Source organism: Dyadobacter sp. CY347, assembly GCF_021502655.1.
Taxonomy (GTDB): Bacteria; Bacteroidota; Bacteroidia; order Cytophagales; family Spirosomataceae; genus Dyadobacter.
This window is the reverse complement of the sequence record NZ_JAKFFT010000004.1, coordinates 263,478-281,190: the sequence shown is the minus strand read 5'-3', so window position 1 is coordinate 281,190 and position 17,713 is coordinate 263,478. Positions and strand designations below refer to the sequence as shown.

The window sequence follows — 17,713 nt, the reverse complement described above, 5'->3', positions numbered from 1 at the left end:
GCTACGAACAACTGATTTATCGCCACTATTTGATAGAAGGAAACAGAAGGCTAATACTGAAAAATCGTGAATGTATGAGCTTGTTTCAACTTATAATCCTGTCAAATTTATTTCTAGGGTGCGAATATCCGCGTGATTCAACGGTAATTAATAGTTCGTACCAATTCGCCTCCACCCCTTCCTGGCAGGATGAATTCGATTATTCCGGTAAGCCTGATCCTAAAAAATGGAGTTATGATTTGGGTGATCATGGCTGGGGGAATAACGAGTTGGAAAATTACACGGATAAGCTAGAAAATGCCAAGGTCGAGAACGGGCATCTGATCATTGAGGCGATCAAGGAAAAGTCTGGGAAAGCTGATTACAGCTCGGCGAGGCTGGTTTCCAAGGGTAAGGGAGATTTTACGTATGGCAAATTCGAAATACGTGCGAAACTTCCGAAAGGACGCGGCACTTGGCCGGCGATCTGGATGCTGGCGAGCGGAAATGGCTATGGAAATAAAGGCTGGCCGGATAATGGTGAGATCGATATCATGGAACACGTCGGTTTTGACCAGAATAAAATTCATGGTAATGTGCATACCAAGGCATTTAACCATTCCATCGGCACAAATAAGGGCAATAACGTGGTGATTGAAACCGTCTCGGACGAATTCCACATTTACGCCTGCGAATGGACTCCTGAAAGCGTGAAGATCCTTTTGGATGGGAAAGACTACTTTACTTTTACCAAGGAACAAGGCTACGACTGGGCCCAATGGCCTTTTGATAAACCTTTTCATTTAATTTTAAATGTTGCAGTCGGAGGCAACTGGGGCGGACAGAAAGGCGTGGATGACAGCATTTTCCCGCAAAAAATGGAGGTCGATTATGTCCGCGTTTACCCGCTTGTTGAGAAAAAGTAGCTTTGAAATTCGAGCGCATGGAAGTATCTTGCGCTATGGATAATTTCGTTGTCTCGGCCAGAAAGTATCGTCCGGTCACTTTCGATTCGGTGGTTGGCCAGTCACACATCACTACAACTTTAAAAAACGCAATCCGCACCAATCACCTGGCGCAGGCCTTCCTTTTTTGTGGGCCAAGAGGGGTTGGAAAAACAACTTGCGCAAGGATTTTGGCCAAAACAATAAACTGCCAGAACCTTGGCGACGATGTGGAAGCCTGCGGAGAATGCGAATCCTGTGTAAGCTTTCAAAACAACGCATCATTCAACATTCACGAGCTGGATGCTGCTTCCAATAACTCTGTTGAAGACATCCGCAACCTGATCGATCAGGTTCGCTATCCGCCTCAGACGGGGAAATATAAGATCTACATCATTGATGAGGTTCATATGCTGTCGCAGGCGGCTTTCAATGCGTTTTTGAAAACATTGGAAGAGCCGCCGGGTTATGCCATTTTTATCTTAGCCACGACGGAAAAGCACAAAATTCTGCCGACCATTCTTTCGCGTTGCCAGATCTTTGATTTCAACCGCATTCAGCCGAAAGATATCGCCTATCACCTGGCTGATATCGCCCAGAAAGAAGGCATTGAAACAGAAAAAGAAGCATTGGAACTGATCGGTCAAAAGGCGGATGGCGGTCTTCGTGATGCGCTTTCCATGTTTGACCTGAATGTTACTTTTTCGACGGACAACAAGCTGACTTACGAGGCTGTGCTGGAAAATCTGCACATTCTGGATTATGATTATTATTTCAAAATCACAGATGCGCTCACTTCCGGCAGCATTGCGCGCTCACTTGTTTTGTTTGATGAGATTCTGAGAAAAGGCTTTGACGGTCATTTGTTCGTGGTTGGCCTTTTGGAACATTTCCGCAATCTTTTGGTTTGCAAAGACCCACAAACCGTCACGCTTTTGCAGGTTTCGGAATCAGCGGAGCGGAAATATCAGCAGCAATCTGCACTGGCTGATATGAGCTTTTTGTTGTCGGCGCTGAGCATTGCCAGCCAATGTGATATCAATTACAAATCGGCAAAGAACCAGCGGTTGCATGTGGAGCTTTGTTTGATGAAGCTCGCCAATCTGCCCCATGTTCTTCAACTTTCTTCTGTTGCCGCCGTTGATGAAACGGCAAAAAAAAAAGTTGAGCCTGAGCTAAAACCATTAAATCCAGCTGCGGCGACGCCCGTGGAGCCGCAAACCAACGGAATCCCAAGTAACGGAATCCCTACGAATGGATTTGCTCCCAACGGAAATTATACGGATATTCCAGCACGTCCCGCCCAACCTGCACAAGCTTCGTCCAGGTTAAAAAACACCATTGCACTAGCCCCAACTGCGCCTAATGCGGACCTCGCCGTAAAGGAAGCAACGAAAGGACAAAGTGAAGATATCACGGCACCAGCTCCTAACAATGCCAGAAAAGAAGCACTAACATTCGAAACATTGCAAACGCATTGGTACGAGTTTGCAGAAAAAAGAAGGATTGCAGGCAATTCGACTACTGAGGAAATCAGTTTAAATAAAGAGTTTAAGCTGGAAGGCACGAGCATTGAGATTGCCTTGGACAACACACACCAGTTGGAAGCAATGGCCAATGTGCGTTATGAATTGCTGACCTATCTCAAAAGCCGCATTGATGCACCCAGACTGGAAATTAACCCGCGTGTGGCACCTCAGGAAGTAAACCGTCTTCCTTACACACCGGTAGAGAAATTCAATTATATGGCGGAGAAAAACCCATATTTACTGGAATTGAAACAGGCTTTGGGATTGGATGTAGACTTTTAGTTTTGTTTATTGTGCATCAAGAAAATTTGATGAAGTTGCATAACCTGTGGGATTAAGGCTGATTTTTCATCATTATTAATAAAAAAATCGCCGACCTTTTTCCGTTCATCGTCTGAAACCTGCCTTTTCACAATAGCCCTGATCTGCTCTTCGCTCCGCTTATCCCTCTGCAAAATCCGGGTAATGCGTAATTCAAGCGGCGCTTCGACAACCACAACATAATCCAGCGAATTCCGATCCCCGGCTTTGTTCATTATGGCCGCTTCCTTCACAACATACGGGGCCGCTGCATGGCTTTCGACCCAGTCGGCAGTGTCCAGCATGACGACGGGATGAATGATCGCATTCAGCTTTTTAAGTAAATCATCATTGTTGAAAACCAGCGAGCTGACGTAAGCTGTGTTATAATGTCCTTCTTTCGTATAAGACTCATCTCCCAAAAGAGCAACAACACTTTCAATGATTTGCGGATCGTGATTGGTCAGCCATTTGGCGCGACTGTCGGCATTATAAACGGGAATTCCGAGGCAGGAAAATAATTTACAAACAACGCTTTTCCCGGAACCGATTCCGCCGGTAATTCCAACTTGAAGGGGAAGTGACATGACGGAAGAATGACGTGAAGGATGGATTTAGGGCGTAATTACATTAAGATACTGTGCCACTTCAAAACTAATGTAAACATCCCTGTGGCTCACTTCCACCAAAGGCGAAACCGGAAGCGGAATCGGCAGGCTTTCGTCAAAATTGTTTTGGATCTTTGGCGTGGGAACACCGATCCGGATTGTATCCGGGTAAGTTTTAATTAAGGAAACTGGCCCATCCACAGAAATAAGGGACGGCGAAACATTGATAATGCTTGAAATCACATACCCATCGCGAATGTTAATCGCCGCGCTGTCCACCCGGATAGGGATAATTTTTCGGATCTTTCGCTCAAAATTAAGCTCGAATGTGTCTGCAATAACATAATTCACATGCAGGTTCGGGAAGAGTTCTGTGATCTGGTCCGTTAATGTGGTTGAATTGATAAAACTCGCCTCATTTGGGTTGTTGACCTTGTAAACCACCGGGTTAGCATTGAAATTCAGCCACGATTTTTGCAGCAATGTCCAGCCATCGCCTGAGACATTCACGGAAATCCGTTTCGGTAATGGCTGCATAGGAACAAAAGCCGAATAATCGTATTCGATGTCAAGCGGATAATTGAGCTTAATCGAATAATTATCCTTGTTCAGTACATTCATTAACCAAAAAAACGAGGCTGCCAGAATGCACACAAAAAACGTCTTGACTTTATTCTGGCCTGATGGTGCGTTACTCATAACATGACTTTACCCTGCAATAGTACGCGCAACCGCCGACTTATCCACTGTAAGCTTAACTCCTTTATCCAATTCAAGCGTGACAATGGCGTCCTCAACGGTGTAAACCCGCGCATGGATTCCTCCTATTGTAACGACCTGGTCTCCCTTTTTAAGATTGCCAAGAAGCTCTTTTTGCTCTTTTTGTTTCTTTTGCTGCGGACGGATCATGAAAAAATAAAATACACCAATGATACCAACCCACATAATAACCTGGTAAATCATGGCTTCTGAACCGCCGGATGCTGCTTGTGCTAAAATGGAAAACTTCATTGTAATAGATGGATTAGTAAGTTGTTAACCTTTCGGTTTGTGATAGGGAAAGCTAGTTGAGTGTATCAGGCTTAGGCGCTGCGTTGACAATTCCTTTTAACCTGAGCTCCGTGTAAGCCGGCTCGGTGTTGGCATAAACCGTTATGGTTTTTACCTGCGGGCCGGTTTTATTTTTGCTGTCAAAACGCACTTTAATGCTTGCAGTCTGCTTCGGACCAATGGGGTCTTTGGGCCATTCCGGCGTAGTGCAGCCGCAAGATGATGTAATGTTATTGAGGATCAGCGGGTATTCACCATCATTCCGGAATTTGAAATCATGTTCGACAACCGCGCCCTCCTGAATTGTTCCAAATTCGTACGTTGAACTATCGCTCAAAGTAAAAACAGGCATCTTTGAGTCTGCCTGTTTTGAATCTTCTTTATTATCGCTTTTGGAACAACTGGAAAGTGTTATTGCAACTCCCAATAAAAAAACAAACGATCGCATTTTCATAGGAAATAAATCAACTGGCCTGACCTTTGATTTGCGCCATCAGACGATCTACGTCTTCAAGTAATTTTTCTGCCTTTTCGCGTGCATCATTCACAACACGCTCACCTTCCGTTTTTGTGAAATTATCTGGCCGGTCTTTCTTTTCAACCAGATCTTCAATAACGTCCTTTAATTTTTCTCTGTATTTAGACAATCTATATGTCAGTTGTGTTCGCAGAACCTCCCCTTTATCAGGTGCATAAAGGATTCCGAGCGCAGCGCCTGTGACACAACCGGTTAAAAATGCGATTAAACTATTGCTGGTTTTACTCATGACATTTGGTTTTTAGCTGTAATTATAGTGCTCAGCCTATTTGTTATCTATCAGTCCGCGTCCGCTTTTTCTGATCACGCCTTCTTTGGACAGTTTTACAGAAAGCACGTCAAGGACACCATTTACAAACTTACCGCTTTTTGGCGTACTGTACCTTTTTGCAATTTCAATAAACTCGTTGATGGTTACTTTAACCGGAATCCCGGGGAAGTGGATTAGTTCAGCAAGTGCTGTTTTCAGGATGATCAGATCAACCAATGCGATCCGGTCGAGTTCCCAGTTTTTAAGGTGTTCATCCAAATAAACATCATACTGGTCGCTTTCCTCAACAACGATCCTGCAAAGTTCCTCGACAAAAAACCGGTCTTCTTCCCAATCTTTTGTCAACGGAGAAATCTCGAAAGTTTCGCTGTCATCTGCCGACCTCAATGTTTTAATAGCAAGACTTCTGATCAACTCGCTGTGATCGACCCAGTAAAGATCGCGCTGTTCCAGGTAGTCCAGGGGCACCTCATGCTTCAATATAACTTGTCTCAAAACATGCTGTACAATGGCCTGATCTTCTTTCGGCGTATGTGATGCATTTTTGCAGTAAGCTTCATATTCCGCATCCTTCCGCAATGCTTCGCGATAGATTTTCCGGATGAGGTTCATTTCATTACTCCAACTGATCCCATTCCTGATAATCTCCTCTTCAAGGGTTTTATCAGCGATCAAAACCTTGATAACCCGGTTGGTATCCAATCCGGCATCCTTTGGAAAAGGCGCCTCGGGATCGTCATATCTTCTTTCACGATCGATTTTAGCCTGATGTGAAAGCTCGATCAACATGGATAAAACTCGGACAAAATCCACGTAAATAGATTCCGTTTCATTCAAAACCCGGCGAACCATTTTCTCGCCATCGGAAATTGTTTGTCTGCTATATGCTTCAAAAGTGCTCCGCGCCACCCTGATTACTTGCTCCGGAAGTTCCTCATCTTCGTTAGGCTTTCCATGTTTGATCAACTCGTCGAGGGTCATCGCCGCAAGCTTCCTCATTTCCGCCAGTTTGGTCCTGTTTTGAGGCTCCATTGAATTGAGATCCGGTTGAAATGCCGCTTCAATGTGGTCTAAGGCCAGTAACCGATTGGCATCTCTTGTAAGCTGACGGGCATAAAGCGCCTGAACCGCCTTAGTTCTTAATAATCTTCTATTCAGCATAAGCCGGAACACTAATTGGATAAAAGGTACAGTAAATCAAAGAACGTATCTGCATTTGGCAAGGTCGTTTGAATACTTTCCCTTGCATTTTTCGTTTAAAATTGACCGCAAAAATAGACTATTTTGTTTAGAATCGAAAAAATGAAATGCCGTCTTTTAAATTTGCAACGTTTTGAAACGATAGGATGTTGGTTAGTTATCGCCCGTCCGGCATGGGAAAATCCGCAGTTAAAATAAGATATAGTGAAAGCATTAAAGTACCTCAACCAGTACTTATGGAAATACAAATGGTATCTGATCCTTGGAACCATTTTTACAATTATTTCTAACCTTTTTGGAATAATCCCCGCCCAATTGGTGCGCTATGCATTGGATTTGGTGGTGGAGACGCTGGACATTTATTATCTGTTCAATGGCGCCGCTTTGCAGACAGAGATGTATGACATTTTTGCTTTCAGCATTCTGTTATATGGCTTGCTGATTCTTGCTATGGCGCTTTTGAAAGGGATTTTCCTGTTCCTTGTCAGGCAAACGATCATAGTCATGTCTCGGCATATTGAGTTTGAACTCAAAAACGACATTTACCAGCATTACCAGACTTTACCGGCCAGCTTTTTCCGCCGCCACAGCACAGGCGACCTCATGGCCCGGATTTCCGAGGATGTGAGCAATGTGCGGATGTATGTAGGACCGGCATTAATGTATGGCATCAACCTGATCGTCCTTTTCTTCCTGGTTATTTCTTATATGCTGTCCGTGAGCACGAAGCTTACACTATATGTTTTGCTTCCGCTTCCGGTGCTTTCGATCAGCGTTTATATTGTCAACAGCATGATCATGAAGCGGTCGCAGGCAATCCAGAAGCAACTTTCGGGCCTTTCTACGTATGTTCAGGAAGCTTTTTCGGGGATTAGGGTTATCAAATCATTTGTTCAGGAAAAACATTCATTTACGAATTTTCAGAAAGAGGCAGAAGATTTTAAAACAAAGTCATTGAGCCTGACGAAGGTTGATGCGTTCTTCTATCCGGTGATCCTGTTGCTCATCGGATTGAGTAACATTCTGATCATTTTTGTGGGTGGTCAGGAGATTATCAATGGAAACCTTACGCCCGGGAACATTACTGAGTTTATTTTATATGTAAATATGCTTACCTGGCCTGTAATGGCGCTTGGCTGGACAACCAGCCAGATTCAAAGGGCAGCTTCTTCGCAAACGCGTATCAATGAGTTTTTGAATGAAAAAACAACATTGGTTTCGGTCAAGAATATTGAAAAACCGCTGGAAGGCGCGATTACATTCAAACATGTCGGCTTTACCTATCCTGATTCTGGGATCAAAGCGCTGCACGATTTTGATTTGGACGTAAAACCGGGGGAAAGCGTTGCGATTTTAGGCACTACGGGTTCTGGGAAAAGTACGCTGGCGCATCTATTAGGCCGCCTTTACGATCCTACCGAAGGCGAGATTCTGATCGACAACATTCCTATGAAGGATTACGACGTGCATGCTTATCGCAGGCAAATCGGCTATGTGCCTCAGGATGTGTTCCTTTTCTCTGATTCTATTGAGAACAATGTGCGTTTTGGAACAACGGATATGCCTTTTGAACGGATAGAGCAAGCAGTTAAGGACGCCGATCTGTATAACAACATTAAAGACTTCCCTCAGGGCTATCAAACATTACTCGGCGAGCGTGGCATAACGCTTTCAGGAGGCCAGAAACAACGTTTATCCATTGCAAGGGCCATTGCACGGGATCCAAAGATCCTAGTTCTGGACGACTGTCTCTCCGCCGTCGACACCAACACCGAAAACATTATCCTCAACAACATGAAGCGCATCATGGATCAGCGCACCTCCGTGATCATCTCCCATCGCGTCTCCTCCGCTAAGCTCGCCGACCGGATCGTCGTGCTGGACGAAGGAAAAATCATCGAACAGGGAACCCACACCGAGCTCATGGCGCTTAATAAGGCTTATAAGGAGCTGTATGAGAAGCAGTTGGTTGCGGAAGAGGCGTGATGAGCGGTTTGTGAGAATATTGTTGGATGTTTGTATCTTTAAAGCGTTTTCCCTGCAAGAATATGAGACAGACCATAACCGTTGATATCATTAATGAAAAAGCACTTAACCTCCTAATGGACATGGAGCGCCTGGAATTAATCAGTTTGAGAAGAGAATGGGATGATTCTCAAACAAACAAAGTACAGTTTGCTAAATATAAGGGAGGAATGTCGAAGCAACCCATTCAACTGGTCGATGAGCAACTAGATCAACTCCGGGGAGGAAGGGAATAAAATATCTTTGGGACACAAACACTGCTATCTACTTTCTTCAACAGCAATTTCCCGCAGATTCTGAAATTTTCATCGATGAAATAGTCAAGAATTATAAAGTAATTATTTCGGCGATAACAGAAATCGAATTGTATTGCTGGAAGGCCGCTTCCGAAGATGATTTAAAGGTTTTACACGCGTTTATAGAAGATTCGACCGTTATCGAATTAGAAAAGGAGATAAAGATCAAAACCGCAGAAATTCGGAAAAAACACAGCCTGAAACTTCCGGATGCTATTATTGCTGCAACAGCAATAACTTATGATTTGATTTTGATAACGCGAAATACCAGGGATTTTGCCAATATAGCCGAGTTAAATCTGATAAATCCTTACGATTTATAAATCGATTTTTTACCTGGATCCAGCGTCTTTCGCCAGCTTCCTCATCTCCTCCTTCAACTCCTTCATCTCCGTATGCAAGCTCAGTAGACTAACCTGCTGATTATCTGCTTCGAGATCGAATGTGAGTTTGCTATTAACGATCCAAATTTCTTTGATCTCGCTCCGATCGATGCGTATGGGACCGTATTCGGTGTTTGATGAAATCAGGTTGATGAATGTTGATTGACTTTCCTGCTGGATTTTTTTTACCAGAATGCTATCCACCGTGACCACGACATAGATCTGCTTCGGATTAATGCTTTCCCAATCATCCAGCGCCTTCCCAACGATCCATTCGCCCGAATGCAGCACCGGCAACATGCTATCGCCTTCTACCTGAAAGCCCCGGAATGTAGCATTCCGATACTCGGGGAGCGGGATGGAAAAGGCCGGTAATGTTTCAAACCATTGTGCATCACCAATGTTGTTGGGATAACCGGCTGCCGCTTTGGCACTTACCAGCACAATGTTGTCTTTTCCCGAATTATCCACTGTCACAACCTTGGGGCTCATCAGCAATTTTTCTGCCTGCAAATATTTCTGCTTGCTATCGCCAAAAAGCCACAATGGATTAATGTTATATTTCCTCAATAACTCCTTCACAACCTGCCCGGGAATGCGCGTGCGCCCGCGTTCAATATCAGCAGTCGTGGCGCTGATGCCCAACTCATCCGCAAACGCTGACTGGGTCAAATTCAACTCTTCCCTTATTTGTTTAAAACGCTTAAACTCCTCGTCGATCTGCATAGCCGAATGATCAGGTCAAAAAATCTGTAACTCCTTATCAATAGCAAAGATACATATTTTTTGGAATATTTCCTCTTAATTTTTGGATATGCTCCATATATTTGGAAATAATCCATATTTTTGTAAAAATTCCAAACGCAAATGGACCGTACGATACTACATCTGGATCTTGACACATTTTTTGTGTCGGTGGAACGTAAGCATGACAGCCGTCTTAACAACCGTCCGGTGCTCGTTGGCGGCACCGGGGACCGTGGTGTTGTGGCCGCATGCAGTTATGAAACGCGACCGTTTGGCGTCCATTCAGGAATGTCTATGAAAATGGCGCGGATGCTTTGTCCGGAGGCGACGATCATTCGCGGCGAGGCGGGCATTTATTCTAAGGAGTCTAAGCTTGTATCGGAGATTATTGCGGACACGGTGCCTGTTTTTGAGAAAGCCAGTATTGATGAATTTTATGCGGACCTGTCCGGAATGGACAAGTTCTTTGGCACTTATCAGCTTGCTACCAATCTTAGGGAACGCATTAAGCACGAGAGCGGCCTGCCTATTTCATGCGGACTTTCCACGAGCAAAGTCGTTTCCAAGGTCGCAACCGGTGAGGCGAAACCTGATAATCACAAGAAAATAGAGGCAGGAACTGAAAAAAGCTTTCTGGCGCCTATGCATGTGCAAAAGATCCCGATGGTTGGGGACAAGACCAACAAGATCCTGTATGATATGGGCGTCAAGTATGTGAAGACGATACAGGAAATGCCGGTGGAAATGATGGGCGAAATATTGGGCAAAAATGGCATTCTCTTATGGAATCGGGCAAATGGGCTCGACAACTCCCCTATCGTTCCGTTTCATGAGCGTAAATCCATTTCCAATGAACGCACATTTGGGAAAGACACCGGTGACGTCAAACGAATGCGGGAAATGCTGCGGGCCATGGGTGAAAATCTGGCCTACCAGCTGCGGAATGGCAATAAACTCACCTCCTGTATTTCTGTAAAGATCCGGTATTCCGACTTTAATACGGTTTCAAAACAAGTCAAGATTCCATACACGTCTGCCGATCATACATTGATCCCGCAGATTGAAAGGCTGTTCGATTTGCTGCATAACCGGAGAATGATGGTGCGGCTTGTGGGTGTAAATTTCAGCGATCTGGTCTCAGGAAGCCACCAGATCAATATGTTCGATGACTCGGAAGAGAAGTTAAACCTCTATCAGGCCATGGATTATATCCGAAACAGATACGGCACCGATAAGCGGGGAAATGCAATCCTGAGCTGGGGCACCACCATTGGCATCCCCAATATTTCCAGCATGGGAAACCCCTTCAACGGCGCCCCACCCATCATCCCCGCGCATCGGAATGCTTGAATCTACTCGACGAATAAGTTTATTTCCCAATTACCATGCTACTCAACTGTCACTCTTATTTCAGCCTTCGTTTTGGGACTATTCCGGAACAGGAATTGCTTCAAATAAGCAGGGAAAACGGTTATGGCTGCATTGCACTGACCGATATCAACAACACGTCGGGCTGCCTGAACTTTATCAGGATGGCGCCGAAGTATGACATTAAACCGATTGTAGGAATTGATTTTCGAAATGGGATGCAGCAACAATACGTAGGGTTAGCCAAAAATAATGCCGGTTTTCAGGAGCTGAATGCGTTTTTATCACGACATTCTCTGTTGAAGGAGGCATTTCCAAATGAAGCACCGGAGCTGGAAAATGCAGTGTTCATTTATCCTTTTGATCAAAAGTCCGCAGCAAAAAAGGATGCATTACTGCCTCATGAATATATCGGCATCTCGCAAAAAGACCTGAACAGGATACGCTTTTCACCATTGTTTAAGCATAAAGAAAAGCTTGTGGTGATGCAGCCATTGAGTTTTCGCAACAAGCGCGACTTTAACATGCACCGGCTACTGCGGTCGATCGATGGAAATACATTATTAAGCAAACTTTCTCCGACAGAAACAGCGGAAGAATCCGAGCAAATCATGCCTTTGAAGGTTTTAGAATATCATTTCAAAGAAAAAGATCTTGATTTCATCATCCATAACACGGAAAAACTGATGGAGGAATGCAGCATTCATTTCAATTTCGGAGATGACCGCGAACATCAGAATCTGCGTATTTATGGAGAAAGTGCAAAAGACGATTACCAGAAACTTACGTCGCTGAGCTATCAGGCATTGGGATATCGATACGGCGCGCATGTGACGGACGAGATCTTCGACCGGATCGCGATGGAACTGGACCTGATCCAGAAGCAGAGTTTTGTCCCGTTTTTCCTGGTTAACCATGACATTGTGAGTTATGCGCGCCGGAAAGGCTATTATTATGTCGGTCGCGGAAGCGGCGCTAACAGCATTGTGGCCTATCTGCTGAACATTACCAATGTTGACCCGATAGAACTCGACCTTTATTTTGAACGCTTCATTAACCTGCACCGCAAAAATCCGCCTGATTTCGACATTGACTTTTCATGGCGTGACCGCGAAGATGTGACGCAGTATATTTTTGACACTTTCGGTAAAAATGGCCAGGCATCGCTGCTTGCGACTTACAGCACATTTCAACATAGTGCCGCCGTGCGGGAATTAGGCAAGGTTTTCGGTTTGCCCGCCTACGAGATCGATGCGCTGAGCAATGGAAAGTTTGACCCCAGAAAACTCGATCAGATCTCCGGGCTTGTGATCAAATATGCGGGTTATCTGCAGGACAATAATCAACCGAACCATTTGAGCATTCACGCTGGCGGGATCCTCATTTCTGAAAGGCCTATACATTATTTCACTGCAACAGACGTCCCGCCCAAAGGCTTTCCCACCACGCAATTTGACATGGTGATCGCGGAAGATGTGGGACTGAATAAGTATGACATTCTCGCGCAGCGCGGGTTGGCAAAAATCAAGGAAACCCTGGAAGTGATTCGTTATAATCGCCCTGAGGAGAAGCCGATCGACATTGATGATGTTAAAAAATTCAAAACCGACCCGAAGATCAATGAACTGATTAAACAAGCGCAGTGCATTGGTTGCTTTTATGTGGAGTCTCCCGCTATGCGCATGCTGTTGCGCAAACTGGAAGTGGATAATTATCTGGGCTTGGTGGCTGCCAGCTCTATTATCAGGCCCGGTGTAGCGAAAAGCGGCATGATGCGCGAGTATATCCTAAGGCATCAGAACCCGGAAAAAATCCAGGACGCACATCCGGAATTATTGAAATTAATGCCTGAAACGTACGGCATTATGGTTTACCAGGAAGACGTGATCAAGGTTGCGCATTATTTTGCCAAGCTCACATTGGGCGAAGCGGATGTGATCAGGCGCGGAATGAGCGGCAAATTCAGAGGCCGCGATGAGTTTGAGCGCGTTAAGAAAAAGTATTTCAAAAACTGCTCCGACATGGGTTATGAACCGCAGACGACACAGGAAATCTGGAATCAGATCGCCAGTTTCGCGGGTTATGCATTCGCCAAAGGGCATTCGGCATCCTATGCAGTGGAAAGTTACCAGACTCTTTTCCTGAAAGCCTATTATCCGTTGGAATATATGGTCGCCGTGCTGAATAATGGCGGAGGTTTTTATGCGCCCGAGTTATATCTGCACGAGGCCCGAATGATGGGCGCGACGATCATGGCACCTTGTGTGAACAATAGCAATGCCCAAGCCGTGATCAAAGGCAAGGACATTTATCTGGGGTTGCAATTTTTAAATGAAATTGAAGAAAAAACGATCCTTAAACTCGTGGCAGCGCGTGAGCAGGATGGCGATTTCACGTCATTGAACGATTTCATCGACCGCGTCGCGATTTCGATCGAGCAATTGACGATCCTGATCCGCATCGATGCATTTAGGTTCACGGGGATTAATAAGAAGACATTGCTTTGGAAAGCGCATTTCAGGCTGAGCAAAACGCCGTCAAAAGTGCCGCAAAAGCAGTTATTTCATACGGAAGTTAAAGATTATCAGCTCCCGACATTCCATTCTTCACCGATTGACGATGCATACGATCAGATTGAATTGCTGGGTTTTGCGCTTTGCAGCCCTTTTGATCTCTTGAAAAATACGCTTCCCAAAAGCGTTATGAGCAAAGATCTGTATGTGCATGTGAATCGGGAAGTGGTGCAATATGGTTACCTGGTAGCGGTTAAAAATACGCGGACGGCGAGAGGTGAAACAATGCAATTCGGGACTTTCCTGGATCAGGAAGGTCAATTTATTGATACAGTGCATTTTCCGCAGGTTGCAGCGAAGTTCAATTTCTCGGTAAAAGGTGTTTATAAAATCCGTGGTGTTGTGACCGAAGAATTTGGTTTTTTGACCATTGAAGTGATCGAGATCACAAGAATGGACTCTGCAACCCGCTAGCATTATGAGAAGAAACCAGAGTTGAATATTGGGGCTTAATAATTCAGAACGATTATTTGCGTTTTTATCCAGCTTTCAATGGTTGAAAGCATTATCTTGATTCAACTCAACAGTCTCTCAACACCACGAATATGAAAAAGCAACTTCATCTCATCATTGCGCTTACCTGCATTTTTGCTTCTTGCACAAAAAAGGAATCAGAAACCACCTCAACGAACGAAACTGCTGCTCAACCCAGCTCCGAATGTTACGCTTATGCAACTGGGAAGGACTCCGCGTTCCTGCATGTTGATGTCACTTCTGACAGCATTGTGACCGGAGAACTGGAATATACTCTGTTTGAAAAAGATAAGAACCAAGGAAAAATTGAGGGTAAAATCAATGGTGACACATTGCTGGCCAGCTATAAATTCATGTCGGAAGGCGTTGAATCGACGCGGGAAGTTGTGTTTTTGAAAAAGGATGGCGATTGGGTGGAAGGATTTGGACCTGTGGAAGAAAAAGACGGCAGCGTAATGTTCAGTGACAGGTCCAAACTGGATTTCACAAAAGGCCTGACATTTAAAAACGCCGGATGCCCTTGATTTTGAGAAAGTCGTAAGTTTTTAAATATCTTTCGCCCTGCTGCGTGCATTAATTAAAATAAAAACAATGAAAAAGGCGCTGATCGCTTTATATATCGCGGGATTTGGAATGGGCCCGCTGACTATTTCTTTTGCCCAAGATCTTTCTACTCAAAAAGTCCCGCTCGATCCGGGCGTGCGGACTGGCAAACTTAAAAACGGCCTGACTTACTATATCAGAAAGAATGCTGAGCCTAAAAATCGGGCTGAACTGCGTCTTGCCGTGAAAGCAGGATCGGTCTTAGAAACGGATGCACAACAGGGACTGGCGCATTTCATGGAGCATATGAACTTCAATGGAACGACCAATTTCCCTAAAAATGAGCTGGTTAACTTCCTTCAAAAAACCGGTGTACGCTTCGGGGCGGACTTGAATGCTTACACGGGTTTTGACGAAACGGTGTATATGTTGCCCATTCCTACCGATTCCGCCGGATTGCTCGACAAGGGCCTTCAAGTGCTGGAAGACTGGGCACATGGTGCTTTGCTGGATCCTGCGGAAATTGAAAAAGAACGGGGCGTGGTGCTGGAAGAATCCAGAATGGGACGTGGTGCGCAGCAGCGGATGCGGGACAAATTCCTGAAAGTGATCCTGAACAATTCGCGCTACGCGGAGCGGCTTCCGATTGGGAAAGACAGCATTCTTAAAAGTTTCAAACCTGAAACGATTAAAGCATTTTACCAGGATTGGTATCGTCCTGACCTGATGGCGGTGATAGCGGTCGGCGATTTTGACGTGGACAAGGTTGAGGCTACGATCAAGCAGAAATTCAGTTCAATGTCTGTGCCTGCCAATGCAAAAAAGCGCACAAAATATGCAATTCCGCTCGATGGATCGACACAAGTTGCTATTGTTACGGATCCCGAATATCCCCAAAACCTGATCCAGCTCATTTACAAGCAGCCTAACAGCAAAGAGAAAACATTGAAAAATGTGCGGGATAACTTTGCGCAGGGATTGTATAATTCAATGATGGCGCAGCGCATGCAGGAGCTTACGCAAAAAGCAAATCCGCCATTTTTGTATGGAGACAGCCAGTATGGAGACTTTTTGGGTGACCTGGATTCTTACACTTCCATTGCATTGGCCAAAGATGCGGCTTCCATGAAAACTGCTTTAACAGCCTTGCTTGAAGAAAATGCGCGTGTACAAAAGTTTGGCTTTACACAGCCGGAACTGGACCGGGCGAAAAAGGACTTTTACAACTCCATTGAGCAATATTATAAGGAAAGAGATAAGACGAAATCTGCAAACCATGTTCAGGAATATCTCGATCATTTTCTGCACGAAGAGCCTTATATGAGTGCTGAGGCTTATTTCGAATTTGTGAAAAAACATTTGGACGGTGTCTCATTGGCGGAAATCAATGCGCTTGCCAAAAAATACATTACCGATAAAAACAGGGCTGTGGTTGTAATGGGGCCTGAAAAGAGCAAAGAAGAGCTGCCTAAGGAAGCCGAAATCCGGAAATTGTTGGTTGAAGCAGGAAAAGATGTGACAGCCTATGTGGACGACGTGGTTGATTCTCCTCTTTTGCCTACCGAGCCGAAACCAGGAAAAGTGACCGGCGAAAAGAATCTGGAAAAACTGGGCGTAACCGAGCTTACGTTGTCAAATGGTGTGAAGGTTTTGCTGAAACCAACAGATTTCAAAAATGACGAAATCCTCATTAAAGCAACAGCAAAAGGAGGTTATTCGCTGTTCCCTGATGAACGTGAAACGGGAATTTTTGCGAGTTACTTAGTTCAATCGGGTGGTGTGGGGCCATATAACCAGACACAGCTGCAAAAATTTCTGGCCGGAAAAACCGCCAGCGCGGGCCCGTACCTTAGCGAACTCACCGAAGGAATGGGTGGTAGCACCAATCCAAAAGATCTGGAAACAACATTGCAGCTGATATATGCCTATTTCACGGCGCCGAGAAAAGATGCGGACGTGGTAACCGGCATTCTTGCAAACCAAAAAGCATATCTGGAAAACATGCAGAAAACGCTTACGCCAGAGAAAGTCTATTCCGACTCCCTCAACGGCGTGCTGACGAGCTATAACCCAAAGCGCAAACCGTTGAAACCGGAAAGCATTGATAAAGTGAGCCTTGACAGGGCCGTGGAAATGTACAAAGACCGGTTCTCCGATGCATCCGATTTCGTATTCACCTTTGTAGGCGCATTCAAGCCGGAAGAAATCAAGCCGTTGCTTGAAAAATACATTGGTAGTTTGCCTTCAACGGACCGGGACGATACATTTAAACATCCTGACATTTTCCCGCCAAAAGGGACCGTTGAAAAGACCATTTACAAAGGTTTGGAGCCAAAGAGCCGGGTTACGCTGATTTCAAGCGGAGAATTCGAATACAATCCTGAAAACAATATGCAGATTGAAGCATTACAGGAAGTGCTGCAAATCAAACTGATAGAAGCTTTGCGTGAGGAAGAAAGCGGCGTGTACGGCGTGAGTGTTTCCGAAAGCACTGATAAATTCCCATCAGGACATTACCGGTTTAGCATTGGTTTTGGCTGTGCACCTGAGAATGTGGACAAACTAGTGAAACGGGCGAGGGAGGAAGTGAACAAAGTGAAGCAAAACGGTGCGGATCCCAAGGATATTGAAAAATTCGTGGCCGAAACGCAGCGAAAAACTGAAACCGCGCTGAAAACAAACAACTTCTGGCTGGATTACCTGGATGATAACACATTCCTGGGTGATGATCTTAACGAAATATTCTTGCAGGATAAGTTGCTGAAATCCATCACAGTTGCCAGCACCAAGGCCGCGGCTGAAAAGTATTTCAATGATGACAACTTTATCAAAGTCGTGTTAATGCCGGAGAAGAAATAAATCATCAAACTGACATTAAGGAAGAT

16 protein-coding genes are annotated in these 17,713 nt (G+C 44.9%); 9 read left to right on the top strand and 7 right to left on the bottom strand.

Going from position 1 to position 17,713, the window contains the following annotated elements:
* The first annotated feature begins 74 nt into the window (after positions 1-74).
* Entirely contained in the window at positions 75-905 is an 831-nt protein-coding gene (locus L0659_RS09340; protein WP_235125644.1) for a family 16 glycosylhydrolase, read from the top strand.
* 35 nt (positions 906-940) lie between these two features.
* Positions 941-2,734 carry a DNA polymerase III subunit gamma/tau gene (locus L0659_RS09335; RefSeq protein WP_235126834.1) on the top strand — a complete coding sequence of 598 codons (1,794 nt, stop codon included), beginning with the start codon at positions 941-943 and terminating at the stop codon, positions 2,732-2,734.
* Here the strand turns inward: L0659_RS09335 and coaE are convergent.
* The 6 genes from coaE to nusB all read right to left on the bottom strand — a co-directional run bounded on the left by coaE (position 2,731) and on the right by nusB (position 6,380).
* Positions 2,731-3,339, bottom strand: coding sequence for a dephospho-CoA kinase (gene coaE / locus L0659_RS09330; RefSeq protein WP_235125642.1), 609 nt, complete (start codon positions 3,337-3,339; stop codon positions 2,731-2,733). The two genes, L0659_RS09335 and coaE, sit on opposite strands and share 4 nt — an antisense overlap.
* A 27-nt stretch (positions 3,340-3,366) precedes the next feature.
* Positions 3,367-4,059 carry a hypothetical protein gene (locus L0659_RS09325; protein WP_235125640.1) on the bottom strand — a complete coding sequence of 231 codons (693 nt, stop codon included), beginning with the start codon at positions 4,057-4,059 and terminating at the stop codon, positions 3,367-3,369.
* Between the two features lie 9 nt (positions 4,060-4,068).
* Complete coding sequence (yajC, locus tag L0659_RS09320; RefSeq protein WP_235125638.1) at positions 4,069-4,371, bottom strand: preprotein translocase subunit YajC; 303 nt, start codon at positions 4,369-4,371, stop codon at positions 4,069-4,071.
* A gap of 52 nt (positions 4,372-4,423) precedes the next feature.
* Positions 4,424-4,762, bottom strand: a complete 339-nt coding sequence (locus tag L0659_RS09315; RefSeq protein ID WP_310590694.1) for a DUF1573 domain-containing protein — start codon at positions 4,760-4,762, stop codon at positions 4,424-4,426.
* Between the two features lie 112 nt (positions 4,763-4,874).
* Positions 4,875-5,177, bottom strand: coding sequence for a YtxH domain-containing protein (locus L0659_RS09310; protein ID WP_235125636.1), 303 nt, complete (start codon positions 5,175-5,177; stop codon positions 4,875-4,877).
* A 36-nt stretch (positions 5,178-5,213) separates the two neighbouring features.
* Complete coding sequence (gene nusB / locus L0659_RS09305; RefSeq protein WP_235125635.1) at positions 5,214-6,380, bottom strand: transcription antitermination factor NusB; 1,167 nt, start codon at positions 6,378-6,380, stop codon at positions 5,214-5,216.
* Positions 6,381-6,623: 243 nt separating this feature from the next.
* Here nusB and L0659_RS09300 point away from each other — a divergent pair, with 243 nt between their 5' ends.
* The 3 genes from L0659_RS09300 to L0659_RS26530 all read left to right on the top strand — a co-directional run bounded on the left by L0659_RS09300 (position 6,624) and on the right by L0659_RS26530 (position 9,063).
* Positions 6,624-8,405 carry an ABC transporter ATP-binding protein gene (locus L0659_RS09300; RefSeq protein ID WP_235125634.1) on the top strand — a complete coding sequence of 594 codons (1,782 nt, stop codon included), beginning with the start codon at positions 6,624-6,626 and terminating at the stop codon, positions 8,403-8,405.
* A 62-nt stretch (positions 8,406-8,467) separates the two neighbouring features.
* The gene (locus L0659_RS09295) at positions 8,468-8,680 is read left to right on the top strand and encodes a hypothetical protein (protein WP_235125633.1); all 213 of its coding nucleotides are present in this window, start codon (positions 8,468-8,470) and stop codon (positions 8,678-8,680) included.
* Positions 8,677-9,063 (top strand): type II toxin-antitoxin system VapC family toxin, encoded by a 387-nt coding sequence (locus L0659_RS26530; protein WP_409019067.1) that lies wholly within the window; start codon positions 8,677-8,679, stop codon positions 9,061-9,063. The genes L0659_RS09295 and L0659_RS26530 overlap by 4 nt, the downstream gene beginning before the upstream one ends.
* A gap of 9 nt (positions 9,064-9,072) precedes the next feature.
* Here L0659_RS26530 and L0659_RS09290 read toward each other — a convergent pair whose 3' ends face one another.
* Positions 9,073-9,849: a LexA family transcriptional regulator gene (locus tag L0659_RS09290; RefSeq protein WP_235125632.1), complete on the bottom strand. Its 777-nt coding sequence runs from the start codon at positions 9,847-9,849 to the stop codon at positions 9,073-9,075.
* 141 nt (positions 9,850-9,990) lie between these two features.
* Here L0659_RS09290 and L0659_RS09285 point away from each other — a divergent pair, with 141 nt between their 5' ends.
* From L0659_RS09285 to L0659_RS09270, 4 genes are all read left to right on the top strand, one after another.
* Positions 9,991-11,220 (top strand): DNA polymerase IV, encoded by a 1,230-nt coding sequence (locus L0659_RS09285; protein ID WP_235125631.1) that lies wholly within the window; start codon positions 9,991-9,993, stop codon positions 11,218-11,220.
* A 35-nt stretch (positions 11,221-11,255) separates the two neighbouring features.
* The gene (locus tag L0659_RS09280; protein ID WP_235125630.1) at positions 11,256-14,225 is read left to right on the top strand and encodes a DNA polymerase III subunit alpha; all 2,970 of its coding nucleotides are present in this window, start codon (positions 11,256-11,258) and stop codon (positions 14,223-14,225) included.
* A 131-nt stretch (positions 14,226-14,356) separates the two neighbouring features.
* Positions 14,357-14,809, top strand: coding sequence for a hypothetical protein (locus L0659_RS09275; RefSeq protein WP_235125629.1), 453 nt, complete (start codon positions 14,357-14,359; stop codon positions 14,807-14,809).
* A 67-nt stretch (positions 14,810-14,876) separates the two neighbouring features.
* Positions 14,877-17,687, top strand: coding sequence for a pitrilysin family protein (locus L0659_RS09270; RefSeq protein WP_235125628.1), 2,811 nt, complete (start codon positions 14,877-14,879; stop codon positions 17,685-17,687).
* Positions 17,688-17,713 lie beyond the last annotated feature (26 nt).